The organism is Nocardioides sp., assembly GCF_030149505.1.
Taxonomy (GTDB): Bacteria; Actinomycetota; Actinomycetes; order Propionibacteriales; family Nocardioidaceae; genus Nocardioides.
In genome coordinates, this window is the sequence record NZ_JASBRN010000037.1 from 60910 (window position 1) to 77104 (window position 16195).

Sequence of the window (16195 nt, forward strand, 5' to 3'; positions counted from 1 at the left end):
TCCCGACTACTTCTGGAAGCGGATGCGGATGGACTGCCCGTGACCGGGCAGGTCCTCGGCCTCGGCGAGCGTGACGACGTGGTCCGCCACCGCCTCCAGCCCCTCGCGGGAGTAGTCCACGACGTGGATCGACTTGGTGAACGCCCGCACCGACAGGCCCGAGGAGTGGCAGGCACAGCCCCCGGTCGGCAGCACGTGGTTGGAGCCCGCGCAGTAGTCGCCCAGGGCGGTCGGCGCGTGGTCGCCGATGAAGATCGCGCCCGCGTTGCGGATGCGCGCCGCGACGGCCGCGGCGTCCCGGGTCTGGATCTCCAGGTGCTCGGCGGCGTAGGCGTCGCAGACCGCGACGCCCTGGTCGAGGTCGTCGACCAGCACGATCGCGGACTGGCTGCCGCCGAGTGCGGTCTTGACGCGCTCGACGTGACCGGTCGTGGCGACCTGCTTGTCCAGCTCGGCGTCGACGTCGTCGGCCAGGGTCTCGGAGTCGGTGATCAGCACCGCGGCGGCCAGCGGGTCGTGCTCGGCCTCGGCGATCAGGTCGGCGGCGACGTACGCCGCGTCCGCGGTCTCGTCGGCCAGGATGGCGACCTCAGTGGGGCCGGCCTCGGAGTCGACACCGATGAGCCCCTTGAGCAGGCGCTTGGCGGTGACCACCCAGATGTTGCCGGGGCCAGTCACCAGGTCGACCTTGGCGCACGGGCCGGTGCCGTAGGCGAACATCGCGATCGCCTGGGCGCCACCGACGGCGTAGACCTCCTCGACGCCGAGCAGCGCGCACGCGGCCAGGATCGTGGGGTGCGGCAGTCCGCCGAACTCCGCCTGCGGCGGGCTGGCCAGGGCGAGCGACGGCACGCCGGCCACCTGGGCGGGGACGACGTTCATCAGGACGCTGGAGACCAGCGGGGCCAGGCCGCCGGGGACGTAGAGGCCGACGCGGCCGACCGGGACCTTGCGGTGCACGACCCGGGCACCCGGGCCGAGGTCAGTGACGACGTCCTGCTCGAGCTCGCCCTCGCTGGCCACGCGCAGGCGCCGGATCGACTCCTCGAGGCCCGCACGGATTGCGGGGTCGAGCTCGGCGAGCGCGCGGGTCATGGCCTCGACGGGGACCCGGATGTCGGTCTGGGTCACGCCGTCGAACTTCTGCGACATCTCCAGGATCGCCTCGAGGCCGCGGGTGCGGACCTCCTCGCAGATCGCATGGGTCGCCGGCACCGCCGCCTCGACGTCGAAGTCGGCACGCGGCAGGGCCGTCCGGTAGTCGAACGGCTCACCCACCGCGCGGCCGGTGGCGGCGCTGCGCAGGTCGATGCGGCGGATCATGGTCCCGAGTCTACGAGCGGGGTCGAGGCGGTTCCCCACCCCCGCCCCGCGGTGGACGTACGGCGGGTGGTGGCTCACACCCCTCCGTGGCTGGTCGGGTGCCCTAACCTCGACCCGTGCCCGACTCCCTGCCGATGTTCCCTCTGAACTCGGTGCTGTTCCCGGGTGTCACCGTGCCCCTGCGCGTCTTCGAGGACCGCTACCGCGCGCTGGTCCACCACCTGCTCCGGATCGAGGACCCCGCGCAGCGGCTGTTCGGCTCGGTCGGCATCCGCGAGGGCTACGAGGTCGGCGAGCACGGCGCCCAGTCGCTCTACCGCGTCGGGGTCCGGCTGCAGCTCACCGAGGCCGAGCAGCACCCGGACGGCACGTTCTCCGTGCTCGCGGTCGGTCGCGACCGGTTCGAGCTGGACCACCTCGACGGGTCCGGCGCCTTCCCCTCCGGCCACGTGCAGCTGCGCGAGGAGACCGAGCCGCCGCTCGACGCGGCGCTCGAGGACCTGATGGACCGGGCCCGGGCCACCTTCACCGCCTACCGGGCGGCCCTGGCCGAGATCCGCGCGGACCCGCACGAGGGTGTGCTCCCCCAGGACCCGACGTACCTCTCGTGGACGCTGGCGGCCAGCGCCCCGCTGCCGATGCCCGAGCGGCAGGCACTGCTGGAGGCGGACGACGCCGCCGACCGGCTGCGCCTGGTGACCGACCTGCTGCGCGACGAGCTGCGGGCGATGAACGTCATCCCCTCGCTGCCGGCCACCGAGGTCGCGCGCACCCGCTGGTCGCCGAACTGAGCCGCCAGGGCCCGTCCGAGGCACGAGGACGGTCCCGTCGGCGGCGAAGGTCGAGCAAGCCCGCGGCTGAGGGACGAAGCCGCGACAGGCGTGTCGAGACCCCGCAAGACGAAAGGTGACCTGATGCCGAGGAAGAACGCCGGCGGCACCCCCGCCACGGTGGCGCTGACCCGCGCCGGCATCGACTTCACCCTGCGCCCCTACGAGCACGACCCGCGTGCGGAGTCCTACGGGCTCGAGGCCGCCGCGGCCCTCGGGGTGGCGCCCGAGCGGGTCTTCAAGACCCTGCTGGCCGACCTCGACGGGCAGCTGGTCGTGGGCGTCGTGCCCGTCACCGGACAGCTGGACCTCAAGGCGCTGGCCCGGGCGCTGGGCGGCAGCCGGGCCGCGATGGCCGACCCCGCGGCCGCCGAGCGCGCCACGGGGTACGTCGTCGGCGGCATCTCCCCCATCGGCCAGCGCAAGCGCCACCGGACCGTCGTCGACGCCTCGGCGCTCACCCACGACCGGGTGCTCGTCTCCGGGGGACACCGCGGCCTCGACATCGAGCTGGCACCGGCCGACCTGCTGGCCGTCACCGACGCGGTGACGGCCAGGATCGGCCGCTGACGGCACGGCGGCTCCCGCTGCGGCCCCGCCGCGGCCCCTGCTGCTGCGCGGTCCGGGTCAGTCGTCGGTCGTGACCCGCAGGACCAGCCGGCTGGTGCCGTCCTCGGTCGAGGCGCTCAGGCCCAGCGCCTGGAGCGGCTCGAGGTTGTCCAGCACCGCGTCGTCCTCACCCTCGGGCAGCGAGCCGCGGACCAGGTCGACGAGCGCGTCGGCGTCGAGGAAGAGCAGGCCATCGACGTCGTCGGCGTCCGGGACGGCCCGCTGGAAGCGCTCGTCCTCGCCCAGGGAACCGTCCGCAGCAGCGACCTCCTCGGCCCAGGCCTCGTCCAGGCCCAGGACCACGCGCCCGTCCTCCCCCAGCACCGCGGGCTCCACGCCCAGGAAGGCTGCCAGGCCGAGACCGAGGCCCTCGGCGACGTCCTGCGCGGCCGCCAGCTCCCCGGTCGTGAGCAGCGCCACGGGGAGGTCGGTCGTCGTGCCGGCGACCAGACCCTCCACGTCGAGGTCGGGGCCCACGGCCAGCCCGACGGCATCACCGAGCAGCGCGACCGGGTCCAGGTCCAGCGGACCCAGCAGCCCCTCGACCATGTCGTCGGCGTCGGCACCGAGCTCGCCCTCCAGCTCCTCGAGGCCCTCGGGCGAGAGCCCCGTGGCCGCGGCCAGGACGGTGCCTGCGGGCAGCTCGGTGACCAGGCTGCTCGCGTCGCCGGTGTCCTCGGCGTCCGCGGCGGCGAGGAGCTCGGAGTCGCCCAGGCCACCGGCCATCTCCAGCTCCATCGAGCCGTCGACGAAGCGCACGGTCGCGGCCGCACCCTCGAAGGCCTCGATCGCCTCCTCCAGCTGCTCCTCGGGCGAGGGCTGCTCGGAGGTGGCGGTGACGGTCGAGGCGCTGGTGGTCAGGGCGGTGGGGTCGCTGATCGAGTCCTCGAGCAGGGGCTCACCCAGATCGCCGAAGAAGCCGTCCAGCGCGTCCTGGAGGTAGTCGGCGGCCGCTGGAGCGGCGTACATCGTGAGCACGCCGGGCTCCCCTGCCTCCCCGGTCCAGCGCTGGAAGTCCTCGTCGTCTGCGAGCGTGCCCTCGTCGAGGTCGGCGAGGACTGCGTCGAGTGCCGTCTCGTCCGGAGCCAGCACGACCCAGCCGTCCCGCACCTGGTACGCGGCCCCCTCCACGTCGTCACCCGTGTCGTCGTCGCCGCAGGCCATCAGAGCGTCCATGCCCTCGACGGCGGCGTCCTCGTCGGCGGCCTCCACGGCCAGCACGACCTTCGGCTGGTCGTCGACAGGCACCACAGCCACGCCCAGGCGGTCACCGAGCCAGGGCTCGAGGTGCTCCGCGTAGGTCAGGTCGTCGCAGGGCGCCGTCCCGAGGAACGCCGTGCCCAGGGTCTGCTTGAGGTCGATGTCCTCCACGGGGCCGTCGAGGTCGAGCTCCTCGGCGATCGCGGGCAGCGAGCGCAGGGTGCTCAGTGCCTCGACCTTCTGCGAGCCGCTGGGGTCGAGGGTGAGCCCGACGTACCCCACGGCCGACGAAGGCAGCGCCTCCGCAGCCTGGCCGCCGTCCGCGAGCCACCACCAGGCGCCCCAAGCCGCCGCGCCGACCAGCGCCACGCCGGCGACCGCCGCGCCCCCGAGGAGCAGCGGTCGCTTCCGGGACCGCCCCTCCCCTGGCAGCGGCGAGCCGGCGGCGGGCTCGAGGTACTCCGGGGCGGGCGTGCCGTCGCTCATGGTGCATCTCCACTGTCGGGCGGGCTGGGGGCTCGTCGGGGCCGACGCTACCCGCGCGGCTGTCGAGGAGGCGCTGCCCGAGCGTGTGCTCGAGCAGCCACCCGAAGAGTAGGTCCTGGAACGGCGATCGCGAGTGGTCGCGGCGTGAGGCTGTGGACAACAGCCCGCGGAGAGGTCTCAGCCGCGGCCGGGACGCGCCGGGAGGAGGAAGAAGACCACCCCGACGGCCAGCACGGCACCCAGCGGGAGGGCCACCAGCGCTCCGAGGGAGCCGAGCTCGAGGTTGTCGGGGAGGACGGTGCCTCGCGGCAGGTCGCGGGCCAGGACCTCGGGGTCCGCGGGACCGAGCCGGGTCCCCACCTGCCACATCAGCACCGAACCGACAGCCGAGCCCACCGCGACCGCGGCCAGCGTGCGCAGCTCGTGGCGCGCCAGGAACAGCGCGCACACCAGCCCCAGCACGACACCGGCGCCGAGGCCGAGGGTGGTGAACAGAGCGGTGCCGGAGAACTGGTTGCGCAGCCCGTCGAGGTCGTAGCGCAGCTGGTCGTCGACCACGAACCACTGGCGCCGCACGACCGTGCCGCGGGTGGGTGCCCACAGCTGCTCCCACAGGACGCCGAGACCGGCTCCCGCGGCGAGGAAGAGCGCCACGACGACCGGCGCCTGCCACCGACCCGCGCCCGCACGGTGCGGGCGGCGCGGCCGACGCGGCTCCAGGCCAGCGACACCGGTGTCGGCCGGGTCCGCGTGCGGCTGCGCGTCGTGCTCGGGGCTCAGCTGGTCAGGCATCCAGGACCCAGCAGCTGCTTGAGGTCCGCGAACAGCGCCGGGGTCGGGGTCACCCGGAGCCGGTCGTCGAGCCTCATCACGAGGGTCTGCTCGCGCTTCATGAGGCGCAACCGTACTTCGGTCATCCCAGGGTGGGTCGCCAGGACGTCGCGCAGCTGCTCGACGACCGGTCCGGTGCAGCGGGTCGAGGGCAGTGAGATCACGACCGGGCCCGAGGGCCCGTCGCTGATGTCGGGGACCGACACCTCCTGGCCGTGGATCTCCGGCTGGTCCTTGCTGCGCGAGAGCCGTCCCTTGACCGTGAGGATGGCGTCCTCGACCAGCAGCGTGCTCGCCAGCTGGTAGGCGCTGGGGAACAGGAGCACGTCGATGGCGCCGTCGAGGTCCTCCAGGGTCACCATCGCCCACGCGTCGCCGCGCTTGGTGATCTTGCGCTGCACCGAGGTGACCAGGCCGCTGATGCAGATCGGGCTGCCGTCCGCTCGCGACTCGTCGAGCATCAGCTCGCCGATGCTGCAGTCGGTGCCCTGGCTCAGCACGTGCTCCAGGCCGAGCAGCGGGTGGTCGGAGACGTAGAGCCCGAGCATGTCGCGCTCGTGGCCGAGCAGGGTCATCTTGTCCCACTCGTCGATGTCGGGGATGGCGACGGTGACACCGAAGGAGCCGGAGTCCTCCTCGTCGAGTCCCCCGAAGAGCGAGTCCTGGCCGATGGCCTCGTTGCGCTTGATGTCGACGTACTGGTCGACCGCCGTCTCGTGCACGGCCACCAGCGCGCGGCGCCGGTGCTTCATGTCGTCGAAGGCGCCGGCCTTGATCAGCGACTCGATCACGCGCTTGTTGCAGACGTGCGCGGGCACCTTGGCCAGGAAGTCGTTGAAGTCGAGGTAGCGGCCCTTCTCCTCGCGCGCCGAGACGATGCCGTCCACGACGTTGCCGCCGACGTTGCGCACCGCGGTGAGGCCGAAGCGGACGTCGGTGCCGACCGGGGTGAAGTCGGCGGCCGACTCGTTGACGTCCGGCGGGAGCACCTGGATCTTCATCCGGCGGCACTCGTTGAGGTAGATCGCGGACTTGTCCTTGTCGTCGCGCACCGAGGTGAGCAGCGCCGCCATGTACTCGGCGGGGTAGTTGGCCTTGAGGTAGGCAGTCCAGTAGGACACCAGGCCGTACGCCGCGGAGTGGGCCTTGTTGAAGGCGTAGTCGGAGAACGGCAGCAGGATGTCCCACAGCGTCTTGATCGCGGCGTCGGAGTACCCGCGCTCCTTCATCCCGCCGGAGAAGCCCTCGAACTGCTTGTCGAGCTCGGCCTTCTTCTTCTTGCCCATCGCGCGGCGCAGGATGTCGGCCTGTCCCAGGCTGTAGCCCGCGAGCTTCTGCGCGATGGCCATGACCTGCTCCTGGTAGACGATCAGGCCGTAGGTCTCGCCCAGGACGTCCTCGAGCGGCTCGGCCAGCTCGGGGTGGATCGGCTCCACCGGCTCGCGACCGGTCTTGCGTCGGGCGTACTTGTTGTGGGAGTCCGCACCCATCGGGCCCGGGCGGTAGAGCGCGCCCACGGCCGAGATGTCCTCGAAGCAGTCGGGGCGCATGGAGCGCAGCAGCGCGCGCATCGGGCCGCCGTCGAGCTGGAAGACGCCGAGGGTGTCGCCGCGCTGGAGCAGGGCGTAGGTCGCGGGGTCGGTGAGCGGGAGGTCCTCGAGGACGACGTCCTCGCCACGGTTGGCCTTGATGTTCTTGACCGCGTCGTCCATCACGGTCAGGTTGCGCAGCCCCAGGAAGTCCATCTTGATGAGGCCGAGGGCCTCGCAGGTGGGGTAGTCGAACTGGGTGATCATCGCGCCGTCGGCAGGGCGCTTGAGCAGCGGGATGACGTCGACCAGCGGCTCGCTGGACATGATGACGCCGGCGGCGTGCACACCCCACTGCCGCTTCAGGCCCTCGATGCCGATGGCGGTGTCCACGACCCGCTTGACGTCGTTGTCGGCCTCGTAGAGCTGGCGGAACTCCCCGCCCTCGCCGAAACGCTTGTGCTGCGGGTCGAAGATGTCCTGCAGCGGGACGTCCTTGCCCATCACCGCCGCGGGCATCGCCTTGGTGATCCGGTCGCCCATGGCGAAGGGGTAGCCGAGGATGCGGCTGGAGTCCTTGACGGCCTGCTTGGCCTTGATGGTGCCGTAGGTGACGATGTAGGACACCCGGTCGTCGCCGTACTTCTCGGTGACGTAGCGGATGACCTCGCCGCGCCGGCGCTCGTCGAAGTCGATGTCGAAGTCGGGCATCGAGACGCGGTCGGGGTTGAGGAAGCGCTCGAAGATCAGGCCGTGCTCGAGCGGGTCGAGGTCGGTGATGCGCAGGGCGTAGGCCACCATCGAGCCCGCACCGGAGCCGCGACCGGGACCCACGCGGATGCCGTGGTCCTTGGCCCAGCCGATGAAGTCGGCGACGACGAGGAAGTAGCCAGGGAAGCCCATCTGCGTGATGACGCCGAGCTCGAACTCCGCCTGCTTGCGGACCTTGTCGGGCACGCCGTTCGGGTAGCGCCGCGCCAGGCCGACCTCGACCTCCTTGACCAGCCAGGAGTCCTCGTTCTCCCCCGGCGGACAGGGGAAGCGGGGCATGTACTTGCCGACGGTCTCGGAGAACTGCACGTCGCAGCGTTCGGCGATCAGCAGGGTGTTGTCGCAGGCCTCGGGGAAGTCCCGCCAGATCTCGCGCATCTCCGCGGCCGTCTTGATGTAGTAGCCGTCGCCCTGGAAGGCGAAGCGCTGGCCCGGGCCGTCGCCGGCCGGGATGTCCATCGTGGAGCCGGAGTTGATGCAGAGCAGGTGCTCCTGCGAGGCGGCGTCCTCGCGGTTCACGTAGTGGGAGTCGTTGGTGGCCAGCAGCGGGATGCCGAGGTCCTTGCCCAGGGTCAGCAGGCCGTCGCGGACCCGCCGCTCGATGTCGAGACCGTGGTCCATCAGCTCCAGGAAGTAGTTCTCCCGGCCCAGGATGTCCTGGAAGTCACCGGCGGCCTTGCGGGCCGCGTCGTAGTTGCCGTAGCGCAGGTGGACCTGCACCTCGCCCGACGGACAGCCGGTGGTCCCGATGATCCCCTTGCTGTGCTGGGCCAGCAGCTCGCGGTCCATGCGCGGATGCTTGAAGAACCCGTCGCGCCACGCCCCGGTCGAGAGCCGGAAGAGGTTGTGCATGCCCTCGGTCGACTCGCTGAGCAGCGTCATGTGCGTGTAGGCACCACGCGCGGAGACGTCGTCGGGGCCGCCGTCGTAGAAGTTGACGCCCTTCTTCTCGAAGCGGCTGATGTTGGGCGCGAAGTAGGCCTCGATGCCGATGATCGGCTTGACCCCGGCCGCCTTGGCCTTGGAGTAGAACTCGTAGGCGCCGAAGACGTTGCCGTGGTCGGTCATCGCGACCGCCGGCATGCCCAGGTCGGCGGCCCGCTGGGCCAGGTCGCCCAGCCGCGCCGCGCCGTCGAGCATGGAGTACTCGGTGTGGACGTGCAGGTGGACGAAGGAGTCCTGCGAGGGCCCGGATGACATCGGTGCGCTGCGTTCCCTTCAGGGTCGTCGTGCGGGCAGGAAGCGGTCTCGACACGCAGGTCGCTGATCCGGGGGAAGGGGATCAGACTACGCGAGCCGAGGGACAGACCATCGCAGGTGCCACCGACAGTCCCGGCCCCGGGCCTCAGCCTTCGCGGGCGGCGTCCAGCGACTCGGAGATCACCACGTGGGCGATCCGCTCGAGCCGCTCGAGGCCCAGCGCCGGCGCCCGGGTGGCGAGGTGCTCGGCGACCTCCCGCTCGCGCGCAGGATCGCGCTCCGAGGAGGTCTTGAAGGGCTGGATCGCGCGGGTCAGGGCGGCCCGGCGGGCCAGCAGGTCGCCGAGCTGGGTGTCGACCTCGTCGACGAGCGCGCGCAGGCACGCCAGCGGCTCCTGACCCGGCCACACCAGCCGTACGTCGGGGGCGCGCTCCTCGTTGGCCGAGCCGTCGGTGCGCTCGAGCTCGAGCAGGCCGTGGTGGGCGTAGAAGCCGCGCGCGGGGGTGTTGGACTCGAAGACCCACAGGCAGAAGCCGTCGGGCTGCCGGGCCTGGACCAGCTCCAGCAGGGCCGCACCTACGCCGCCGCCCTGGCGCGCCGGCTGGACGTAGAGGTCGTCGAGCCAGCCCGGGGTCCAGCGGGCGTAGCCGACCGGCAGCCCGTCGACCTCCGCGACCCACGTCTCGTCGGTCGCGATCCGCGAGCGCAGCCAGCGGCGTACGTCGTCCTCGTCGTGCACCGCCTCGGGCATCGGGGCCGCGCGCCGGGCGAGCACGTGGATCAGCGCGAGGGCGTCGGCGTCGTCGGGCTCGGCGGGGCGCAGGACCAGGACCGGCTGGCCGGTGTCGGACAGCTCGGCACCCTCGGGGCCCGTAGGGCTCGGCTCAGTGGGCGTCACGGATGACCTCGAGGGCCGCGGCGAGGTCCTCGGGGTACGTCGACTCGTACTCGACGTGGTCGCCGGTGTCGGGGTGGACGAAGCCGAGCTTGACCGCGTGCAGCCACTGCCGCTCCAGACCCACGCGCCTCGCGAGCGCCGGGTCGGCGCCGTACGTGAGGTCACCGACGCAGGGGTGCTTCAGGGCGCTCATGTGCACGCGGATCTGGTGGGTCCGCCCGGTCTCGAGGTGCACCTCGAGCAGGCTCGCGAAGCGGTGCGCCTCGAGGGTCTCGTAGTGGGTCACCGAGGCGCGACCGTCGGTCATCACCGCGAACTTGTAGTCGTGCTTGGGGTGGCGGCCGATCGGGGCGTCGACGGTGCCCTCGAGCGGGTCCGGGTGCCCCTGCACCAGCGCGTGGTAGGTCTTGTCGACGGTGCGCTTGCGGAAGGCGTCCTTGAGGACGCTGTAGGCGTGCTCGGACTTGGTGATGACCATGACGCCCGAGGTGCCCACGTCCAGGCGCTGGACGATGCCCTGGCGCTCCGAGGCCCCGCTGGTGGCGATCCGGAAGCCCGCGCCGGCCAGGTGCCCGACGACGGTCGGACCGCTCCACCCCGGCGAGGGGTGCACCGCGACGCCGACCGGCTTGTCGATCACGACGATGGACTCGTCGTCGTGGATGATCTTGATCCCCTCGACGATCTCCGGCACCACGACCAACGGGTCGGTGAGCGTGGGGATGGTGACGTCGATGACCGCGCCCGGCAGGACCCGGTCGCTCTTGCCGATCTCGGCACCATCCATGCGGACCAGGCCGCCGGCGATCAGGTCGGCGGCCCGGGTGCGGGACAGCCCGAACATCCGGGCCATGGCGGCGTCGACCCGCTCCCCCGCCAGCCCGTCGGGCACGGAGAGGCTGCGCTGCTCCGAGGTCTGCGTCATGACGTCGGCTCCTGCTGCTGGGCCGCAGGCTCGTCCTCGTCGTCGGGCACCCGGGTGCCGTCGAGGCGGATGCCGCGGAAGGCCTGCACGAGGATCAGTGCGGCGGCCACGTTGATGCACACGTCGGCGATGTTGAACACCGGCCAGTTCGGCAGCATCAGGAAGTCGATGACGTGCCCGCGCAGCGGCCCCGGCTCACGCAGGATGCGGTCGGTCAGGTTGCCCGACACGCCCGCGAGCAGCGCCCCGAGGGCCACCGCCCACAGCCGGCTGCGCACGCGGAGGCTGAGGTAGAGCACCACGAGGACCGCCACGATCGCCAGGCAGCTGAGGACCACGGTGTACTCGGTGCCCGTGCTGAACGCCGCACCGGGGTTGCGCACGAGGTTGAGGACCAGCAGGTCCCCGACCAGGGGCACGTCCGGCTCGCCGTCGAGGTGCTCGACGGCCAGGACCTTCGTGACCATGTCGACGGCGTACAGGACCACAGCGATGCTGGCGAGCAGCAGCCGGGCCCGCACCGCGGACAGGGTGGAGGGTTCTTCCCCGGGGTCCCGGGCTACCGTCGTTCCTCGCGCTGCTTGCATGTCATGCACAGTGTGGCACGCGGGAACGCCATGAGACGAAGCTTGCCGATGGGCTGGCCGCACGACTCGCACACGCCGTAGGTGCCGTCGGCGATGCGGGCCAGCGCCCGGTCGATCTGGGCCAGCTTGTCGCGCTCGCTGTTGAGCACGCTCATCTCGTGGTCGCGCTCGAAGGTCGTGGCGCCGAGGTCCGCCTGGTCCTGCCCGGCCCCGTCGCCGGAGTCGCGCATCAGCCCGGAGAGCTCGGCCTCCTGCTCGGCGACGATCTCCAGGCTGTGGGCCCGCTGCTCCTCCAGCCCGGTCAGCACCTCGGCGAGCTCCGCGGGGGTCCAGGCGTCCTCGCCGTCCTTCACCACCAGGGCGTCCGCGGTGGCCGAGGGGGCAGTGGTCTTCTTCACGGCACCAGTCTTCTTCGTCGTGGTCAGTCGCGCCGAATCGGCGGGCTTCGCAGGCGGAGCGGCCTTCGTGGCCGGGGCTGCTGCCTTGGCCGGCGCGGCCTTCTTCGCGGGCGCGGCCTTCTTGGCCGGCGCGGCCTTCTTGGCCGGCGCGGCCTTCTTGGCGGGCGCGGCCTTCTTCGCAGGCGCGGCCTTCGTGGCCGGGGCTGCTGCCTTGGCCGGCGCGGCCTTCTTCGCGGGCGCGGCCTTCTTGGCGGGCGCGGCCTTCTTCGCGGGCGCGGCCTTCTTCGCAGGCGCGGCCTTCTTCGCAGGCGCGGCCTTCTTCGCAGGCGCGGCCTTCTTCGCAGGCGCGGCCTTCTTCGCAGGCGCGGCCTTCTTCGCAGGCGCGGCCTTCTTCGCGGGCGCAGCCTTCTTCGCAGGCGCAGCCTTCTTCGCGGGCGCAGCCTTCTTCGCAGGTGCGCCCTTCTTCGCAGGTGCGCCCTTCTTCGCAGGCGCGGCCTTCGTGGCGGGCGCAGCCTTCTTCGCAGGCGCAGCCTTCTTCGCGGGCGCGGCCTTCCCCGTCGCGGGAGCCGGCTCCTCGGCGGCGGCGGAGCGGCGGCGGATCAGTCGCCCTGCGGCGGACGCGGCGGTGCCGGCGAGCGACTTGCGTGCGGCTCGAGCCATCGGGCTCGACTCCCCTCGACAGGCCCGACGGCGAGGTCGGGCTGGACCAGTGATGGCCGGAGGCTAGTGGGTGGTGGGGTGGCCCACAATCCGCCTCGCCGGGAACGGCAAAGGCCGGCCCCCCGCTGGGGAGCCGGCCTTCGACGTTCGTGCGAGGGATGGGAGGGTCTCAGCCCTCCTCCTCCCCGAGGATGGAGCGCAGGCGCTTGGGCGCCGGAGCGTCCTCGGAGGGCGCCTCGTCGGCGTTGCCCTCCAGGGCCTCGAGCTGCTGGGTGAAGTAGCTGCGCAGGCGGGAGCGGTACTCGCGCTCGAAGGAACGGAGACGGTCCACCTCGCCGGAGAGCTTGTCGCGCTCGCGCTCGAGGTCGCCGAACATCTGCTGGCGGCGCTCGGCGGTCTCGGAGTCGAGCATCTGCGCGCGGGTGCGGGCGTCGGCCTCCATCCGGTCGGCCTTGGTCTTGGACTCGCTCTCGAGGCGCTCGGCCTTCGTGCGGGCCTCGCCGATGATCTTGTCGGCCTGGTCCTTGGCGTCCTCGACGAGCTCGTCGGCGTTGCGCGTGGCGATCTCGAGCAGTCGCGCCGCGGCGTTGGAGGCGTCGGCGACGGTCTCCACGCGGAGCGTCTGCGCGGGGGCCGCGGGCGCAGCAGCCGGGGCTGTGGGCTCGGGGGCCTTGACCGGCTCCGGCTGGGCGACCGGCGGCGTGAACGCCTCGGTCGGCGGGCCACCTGCCTGCACCTGGGAGAGCTGGACGCGCAGGTCGTCGTTCTCCTTCGTGAGGCGGGCCAGCTCGGCCTCCACCTCGTCGAGGAACTGGTCGACCTCCCCCATGTCGTAGCCCTCACGGAGGCGGACGGGCGTGAAGCGCTTGTTGCTCACGTCCTCGGGCGTCAGCGGCATGACCTCACCCATTCGTAGTCGTCATTCGGCAGCGGGCCAGACGGCCCACCGCTCCTGTCGGTCGAACAATAGCGGCAAGGCTGGGGCACGTGTGACCCACGGTGCTCCCAGCGGCGCGCCGAGCCCCGAGGACCGCTCAGGAGGAGAGCAGGACCGCGTCGTTGACGTTGAGCAGCACCCAGGCGATGACGAGCACCAGCAGGAAGCTGAGGTCCAGGGCGAAGTTGCCCAGGCGCAGGGGCGGGATCACCTTGCGCAGCGCCTTGATCGGTGGGTCGGTGATCGAGTACACGACCTCGAGCACGACCAGCAACGGACCCGAAGGCTGCCACTGGCGGGCGAAGACCATGACCCAGTCCACGATGAAGCGGACCCACATCAACGCGATGAACACGAAGAGGATGACGTGGATGATCGAACCTACGACGTACACGTCGGGAGCTCTCCTGGGTCTTCTGGGCGCGGGCGGAACAGGGGCCTAGCGTCCCACGGGCCGCTCAGCTCTGGTTGAAGAAGCCACCCTCGACGATGCGCTCCTTGTCCTCCGCGGTCACGCTGACGTTGTGCGGGGACAGCAGGAACACCTTGTTGGTGACGCGCTCGATGGTGCCACGCGTGGCAAACACCAGGCCCGCGGCGAAGTCGACGAGGCGCTTGGCGTCGGCGTCGTCCATCTCGGTGAGGTTCATGATGACCGGCACGCCGTCGCGGAAGTGCTCACCGACGGTGCGCGCCTCGTTGTAGGTGCTGGGGTGCAGGGTCGTGATGCGGGACAGCTCGGCCACCACTCCGGTCGGGCCGGCGGCGGGGCGGCGCCGCTCGGCGAGGTCTGAGACCGGAGCCGGGCGGGGTGCCCGGGCGGCGGCGACGGGTCGGGTCTCGACGGTCTCGTCGTGGCCGTCGTGCTCGTCGTACCGGCCGGTGTCCTCGACGAGGCCGAGGTACTCGCCGATCCTGCGCATCGCGCCGCTCATGAGTCGTGTCCTCCGGGATCGAGCGCCCCGAAGACGGGGCGCTGGTTGGTCTGAACGCTAACGGGCCGGCGGCCTGGAACCGAGGATTGCCGAGCCGACACGCACGTGTGTCGCGCCCGCGGCGACGGCCTGCTCGAGGTCGCCGCTCATCCCTGCCGAGAGCCGGTCGGCGCCGGCGTGGTCTCGCAGCAGGTCGGCCTGCACGGCCGCCAGCCGCGCGAAGGCCTCGGCGGGGTCCTCCTCCAGCGGCGCCACGGCCATCAGTCCGGCCAGGCGCAGGCCGTCGGCGGCCTCGACCGCCTCGGCCAGCGCGGAGAGGTCCTGCGGATCGGCGCCCGCACGGTGGTCTGCGCCGGGCGGGTCGAGGCTGACCTGGAGCAGCACCTCCACCTCGGCACCGCGCTCGACCGCACCGGCCGCGAGCCGCCCCACGAGCTTGGCGCGGTCCACGGACTCCACGACGTCGGCGTACCGCGCGACGGCGGCGGCCTTGTTGCTCTGCAGGCCGCCGATGTAGTGCCAGCGCAGTCCGAGGTCGGCGCACTCGGCGGCCTTGGCCTCGGCCTCCTGGTGCCGGTTCTCCCCGACGTCGGTGACGCCCAGCTCGGCGAGGAGGCGTACGTCGGCGGCGGGGAAGAACTTGGTGACGACCGTGAGCCCGACCGAGCCCGGCTCCCGCCCGGCCGCGGTGCAGGCCCGGTCGATCCGGGCGCGGACCTCCGCGAGGTTGCGCTCGAGCTCATCGCGGCGGCTCTCCGCACTCATGCCGCGACCGTCCACACGAGCCCGGCGAGGCGGCCGGACCGCTCGCCGTCACGGCGGTAGGAGTGCAGCGCGTCGTCCTCGCGCGTGCAGCGGGAGACCTCGACCGGCTCGATGCCGTGGGCGAGCAGCTGGGCACGCACGCCCGCTCCGAGGTCGAGTGCGGGTGTGCCCCAGGTGGTCTCGGCGCGGGTCTGCGGGACCACGGCGGCCACCTCCTCGCGCATCCGCTCCGGGACCTCGTAGCACCCGCCGCACACGTGCGGCCCCACCCAGGCCACCAGGTCACGGGCGCCCTGGTCCCGCATGCGTCCCACGGTGCGCCCGACGACGTCGAGCACGACCCCTGCGCGACCTGCGTGCACGACCCCGAGGACCCCGGTCGCGGTGTCCGCGAGGAGCACCGGGACGCAGTCGGCCACCCGGACCATCAGCCCGAGGCCGGGCGAGGTCGTGACCATCGCGTCTGCGGTGGGGACCTGCTCGGTCGGGGCGGGGCCCGGCTCGTCGACGAGCAGCACGACGTCGCCGTGGACCTGGTTCATCCGGGCGAACCGGACGCCACAGGCCGCCTCGAGGGCGGGCAGGCTCTGCTCGAAGCCGGGCCGAAGGCCCTGCAGGTCGAGGCTCGCGTCGGTGAAGGCGACGTCCACACGGACGTCGCCCTCACGGTGGTCGCGGAAGGAGAACACGAGCCTGCGCAGCGCCCTACTTCAGGAAGTCGGGCACGTCGAGCTCGTCGTCGTCGAACTCGACGCGGCGCGGGGCCGGGCGGGCCGGCGCCGGCGCACTGGCCTGGACGGCAGGGGCCGGCGTCGGCGCCGGGGCCTCCTGGCGCTGGGCGACGGCGGCGGCGACCGCGGCGCGGGTCTCCTCCTGGGTCTGGACCGGCTTGGGCTCGCGGCGCAGGACCGTGCCCTCGTCGCGACGCTTCGGGGTGCCGCCGTCGAAGCCGGCGGCGATGACGGTCACGCGGACCTCGTCGCCCAGCGTGTCGTCGATGACGGTTCCGAAGATGATGTTGGCCTCGGGGTGCGCGGCCTCCTTGACGAGCTGCGCGGCATCGTTGATCTCGAAGATGCCGAGGTTCGACCCGCCCTGGATGGAGAGCAGGACACCGTGGGCGCCCTCGATCGAGGCCTCGAGCAGCGGCGACTCGACGGCGAGCTCGGCCGCCTTGATCGCGCGGTCGGCGCCGCGGGCCGAGCCGATACCCATCAACGCCGTGCCGGCGCTGCTCATGACGCCCTTGACGTCGGCGAAGTCGACGTTGATCAGACCCGGGGTCGTGATCAGGTCCGTGATGCCCTGCAC

Annotated in this window: 16 protein-coding genes; 2 read left to right on the top strand and 14 right to left on the bottom strand. The window is 72.2% G+C overall.

Annotation, left to right across the window (positions count from 1 at the left end; translation table 11 throughout):
- Positions 1-6: 6 nt before the first annotated feature.
- Positions 7-1323, bottom strand: coding sequence for a histidinol dehydrogenase (gene hisD, locus Q1V71_RS07020; RefSeq protein WP_300642202.1), 1317 nt, complete (start codon positions 1321-1323; stop codon positions 7-9).
- A gap of 116 nt (positions 1324-1439) precedes the next feature.
- Here hisD and Q1V71_RS07025 point away from each other — a divergent pair, with 116 nt between their 5' ends.
- Together Q1V71_RS07025 and ybaK are read left to right on the top strand one after the other, a co-directional pair.
- Entirely contained in the window at positions 1440-2114 is a 675-nt protein-coding gene (locus Q1V71_RS07025; protein ID WP_300642205.1) for an LON peptidase substrate-binding domain-containing protein, read from the top strand.
- Between the two features lie 123 nt (positions 2115-2237).
- A complete protein-coding gene (gene ybaK / locus Q1V71_RS07030; protein WP_300642207.1) occupies positions 2238-2723 on the top strand; it encodes a Cys-tRNA(Pro) deacylase in 486 nt (161 codons plus the stop codon).
- A 57-nt stretch (positions 2724-2780) separates the two neighbouring features.
- On the opposite strand, the gene Q1V71_RS07035 is transcribed toward ybaK, so the two are convergent.
- From Q1V71_RS07035 to Q1V71_RS07095, 13 genes are all read right to left on the bottom strand, one after another.
- Positions 2781-4448, bottom strand: a complete 1668-nt coding sequence (locus Q1V71_RS07035; RefSeq protein WP_300642210.1) for a DUF3352 domain-containing protein — start codon at positions 4446-4448, stop codon at positions 2781-2783.
- 177 nt (positions 4449-4625) lie between these two features.
- The gene (locus Q1V71_RS07040; RefSeq protein WP_300642213.1) at positions 4626-5240 is read right to left on the bottom strand and encodes a hypothetical protein; all 615 of its coding nucleotides are present in this window, start codon (positions 5238-5240) and stop codon (positions 4626-4628) included.
- Positions 5225-8779, bottom strand: coding sequence for a DNA polymerase III subunit alpha (dnaE, locus tag Q1V71_RS07045; RefSeq protein WP_300642216.1), 3555 nt, complete (start codon positions 8777-8779; stop codon positions 5225-5227). Before dnaE ends, Q1V71_RS07040 begins: the two co-directional genes overlap by 16 nt.
- Before the next feature lie 145 nt (positions 8780-8924).
- Positions 8925-9677 carry a GNAT family N-acetyltransferase gene (locus tag Q1V71_RS07050; RefSeq protein ID WP_300642219.1) on the bottom strand — a complete coding sequence of 251 codons (753 nt, stop codon included), beginning with the start codon at positions 9675-9677 and terminating at the stop codon, positions 8925-8927.
- Positions 9664-10602, bottom strand: coding sequence for an RluA family pseudouridine synthase (locus tag Q1V71_RS07055; RefSeq protein ID WP_300642221.1), 939 nt, complete (start codon positions 10600-10602; stop codon positions 9664-9666). Before Q1V71_RS07055 ends, Q1V71_RS07050 begins: the two co-directional genes overlap by 14 nt.
- Entirely contained in the window at positions 10599-11123 is a 525-nt protein-coding gene (gene lspA, locus Q1V71_RS07060; RefSeq protein ID WP_300642224.1) for a signal peptidase II, read from the bottom strand. Before lspA ends, Q1V71_RS07055 begins: the two co-directional genes overlap by 4 nt.
- Positions 11124-11161: 38 nt before the next feature.
- A complete protein-coding gene (locus Q1V71_RS07065) occupies positions 11162-12247 on the bottom strand; it encodes a TraR/DksA C4-type zinc finger protein (protein ID WP_300642227.1) in 1086 nt (361 codons plus the stop codon).
- Between the two features lie 169 nt (positions 12248-12416).
- Positions 12417-13145: a DivIVA domain-containing protein gene (locus tag Q1V71_RS07070; protein ID WP_300642230.1), complete on the bottom strand. Its 729-nt coding sequence runs from the start codon at positions 13143-13145 to the stop codon at positions 12417-12419.
- A 136-nt stretch (positions 13146-13281) separates the two neighbouring features.
- Complete coding sequence (locus Q1V71_RS07075) at positions 13282-13578, bottom strand: YggT family protein (RefSeq protein ID WP_300642233.1); 297 nt, start codon at positions 13576-13578, stop codon at positions 13282-13284.
- Positions 13579-13642: 64 nt separating this feature from the next.
- The gene (locus Q1V71_RS07080) at positions 13643-14119 is read right to left on the bottom strand and encodes a cell division protein SepF (protein WP_300642236.1); all 477 of its coding nucleotides are present in this window, start codon (positions 14117-14119) and stop codon (positions 13643-13645) included.
- Positions 14120-14176: 57 nt separating this feature from the next.
- Positions 14177-14884, bottom strand: coding sequence for a YggS family pyridoxal phosphate-dependent enzyme (locus Q1V71_RS07085; protein WP_300642239.1), 708 nt, complete (start codon positions 14882-14884; stop codon positions 14177-14179).
- Complete coding sequence (gene pgeF / locus Q1V71_RS07090; RefSeq protein ID WP_300642242.1) at positions 14881-15573, bottom strand: peptidoglycan editing factor PgeF; 693 nt, start codon at positions 15571-15573, stop codon at positions 14881-14883. The genes Q1V71_RS07085 and pgeF overlap by 4 nt, the downstream gene beginning before the upstream one ends.
- 16 nt (positions 15574-15589) lie before the next feature.
- On the bottom strand, positions 15590-16195 hold a 606-nt coding region (locus Q1V71_RS07095; RefSeq protein ID WP_367280130.1), incomplete at its 5' end, for a cell division protein FtsZ.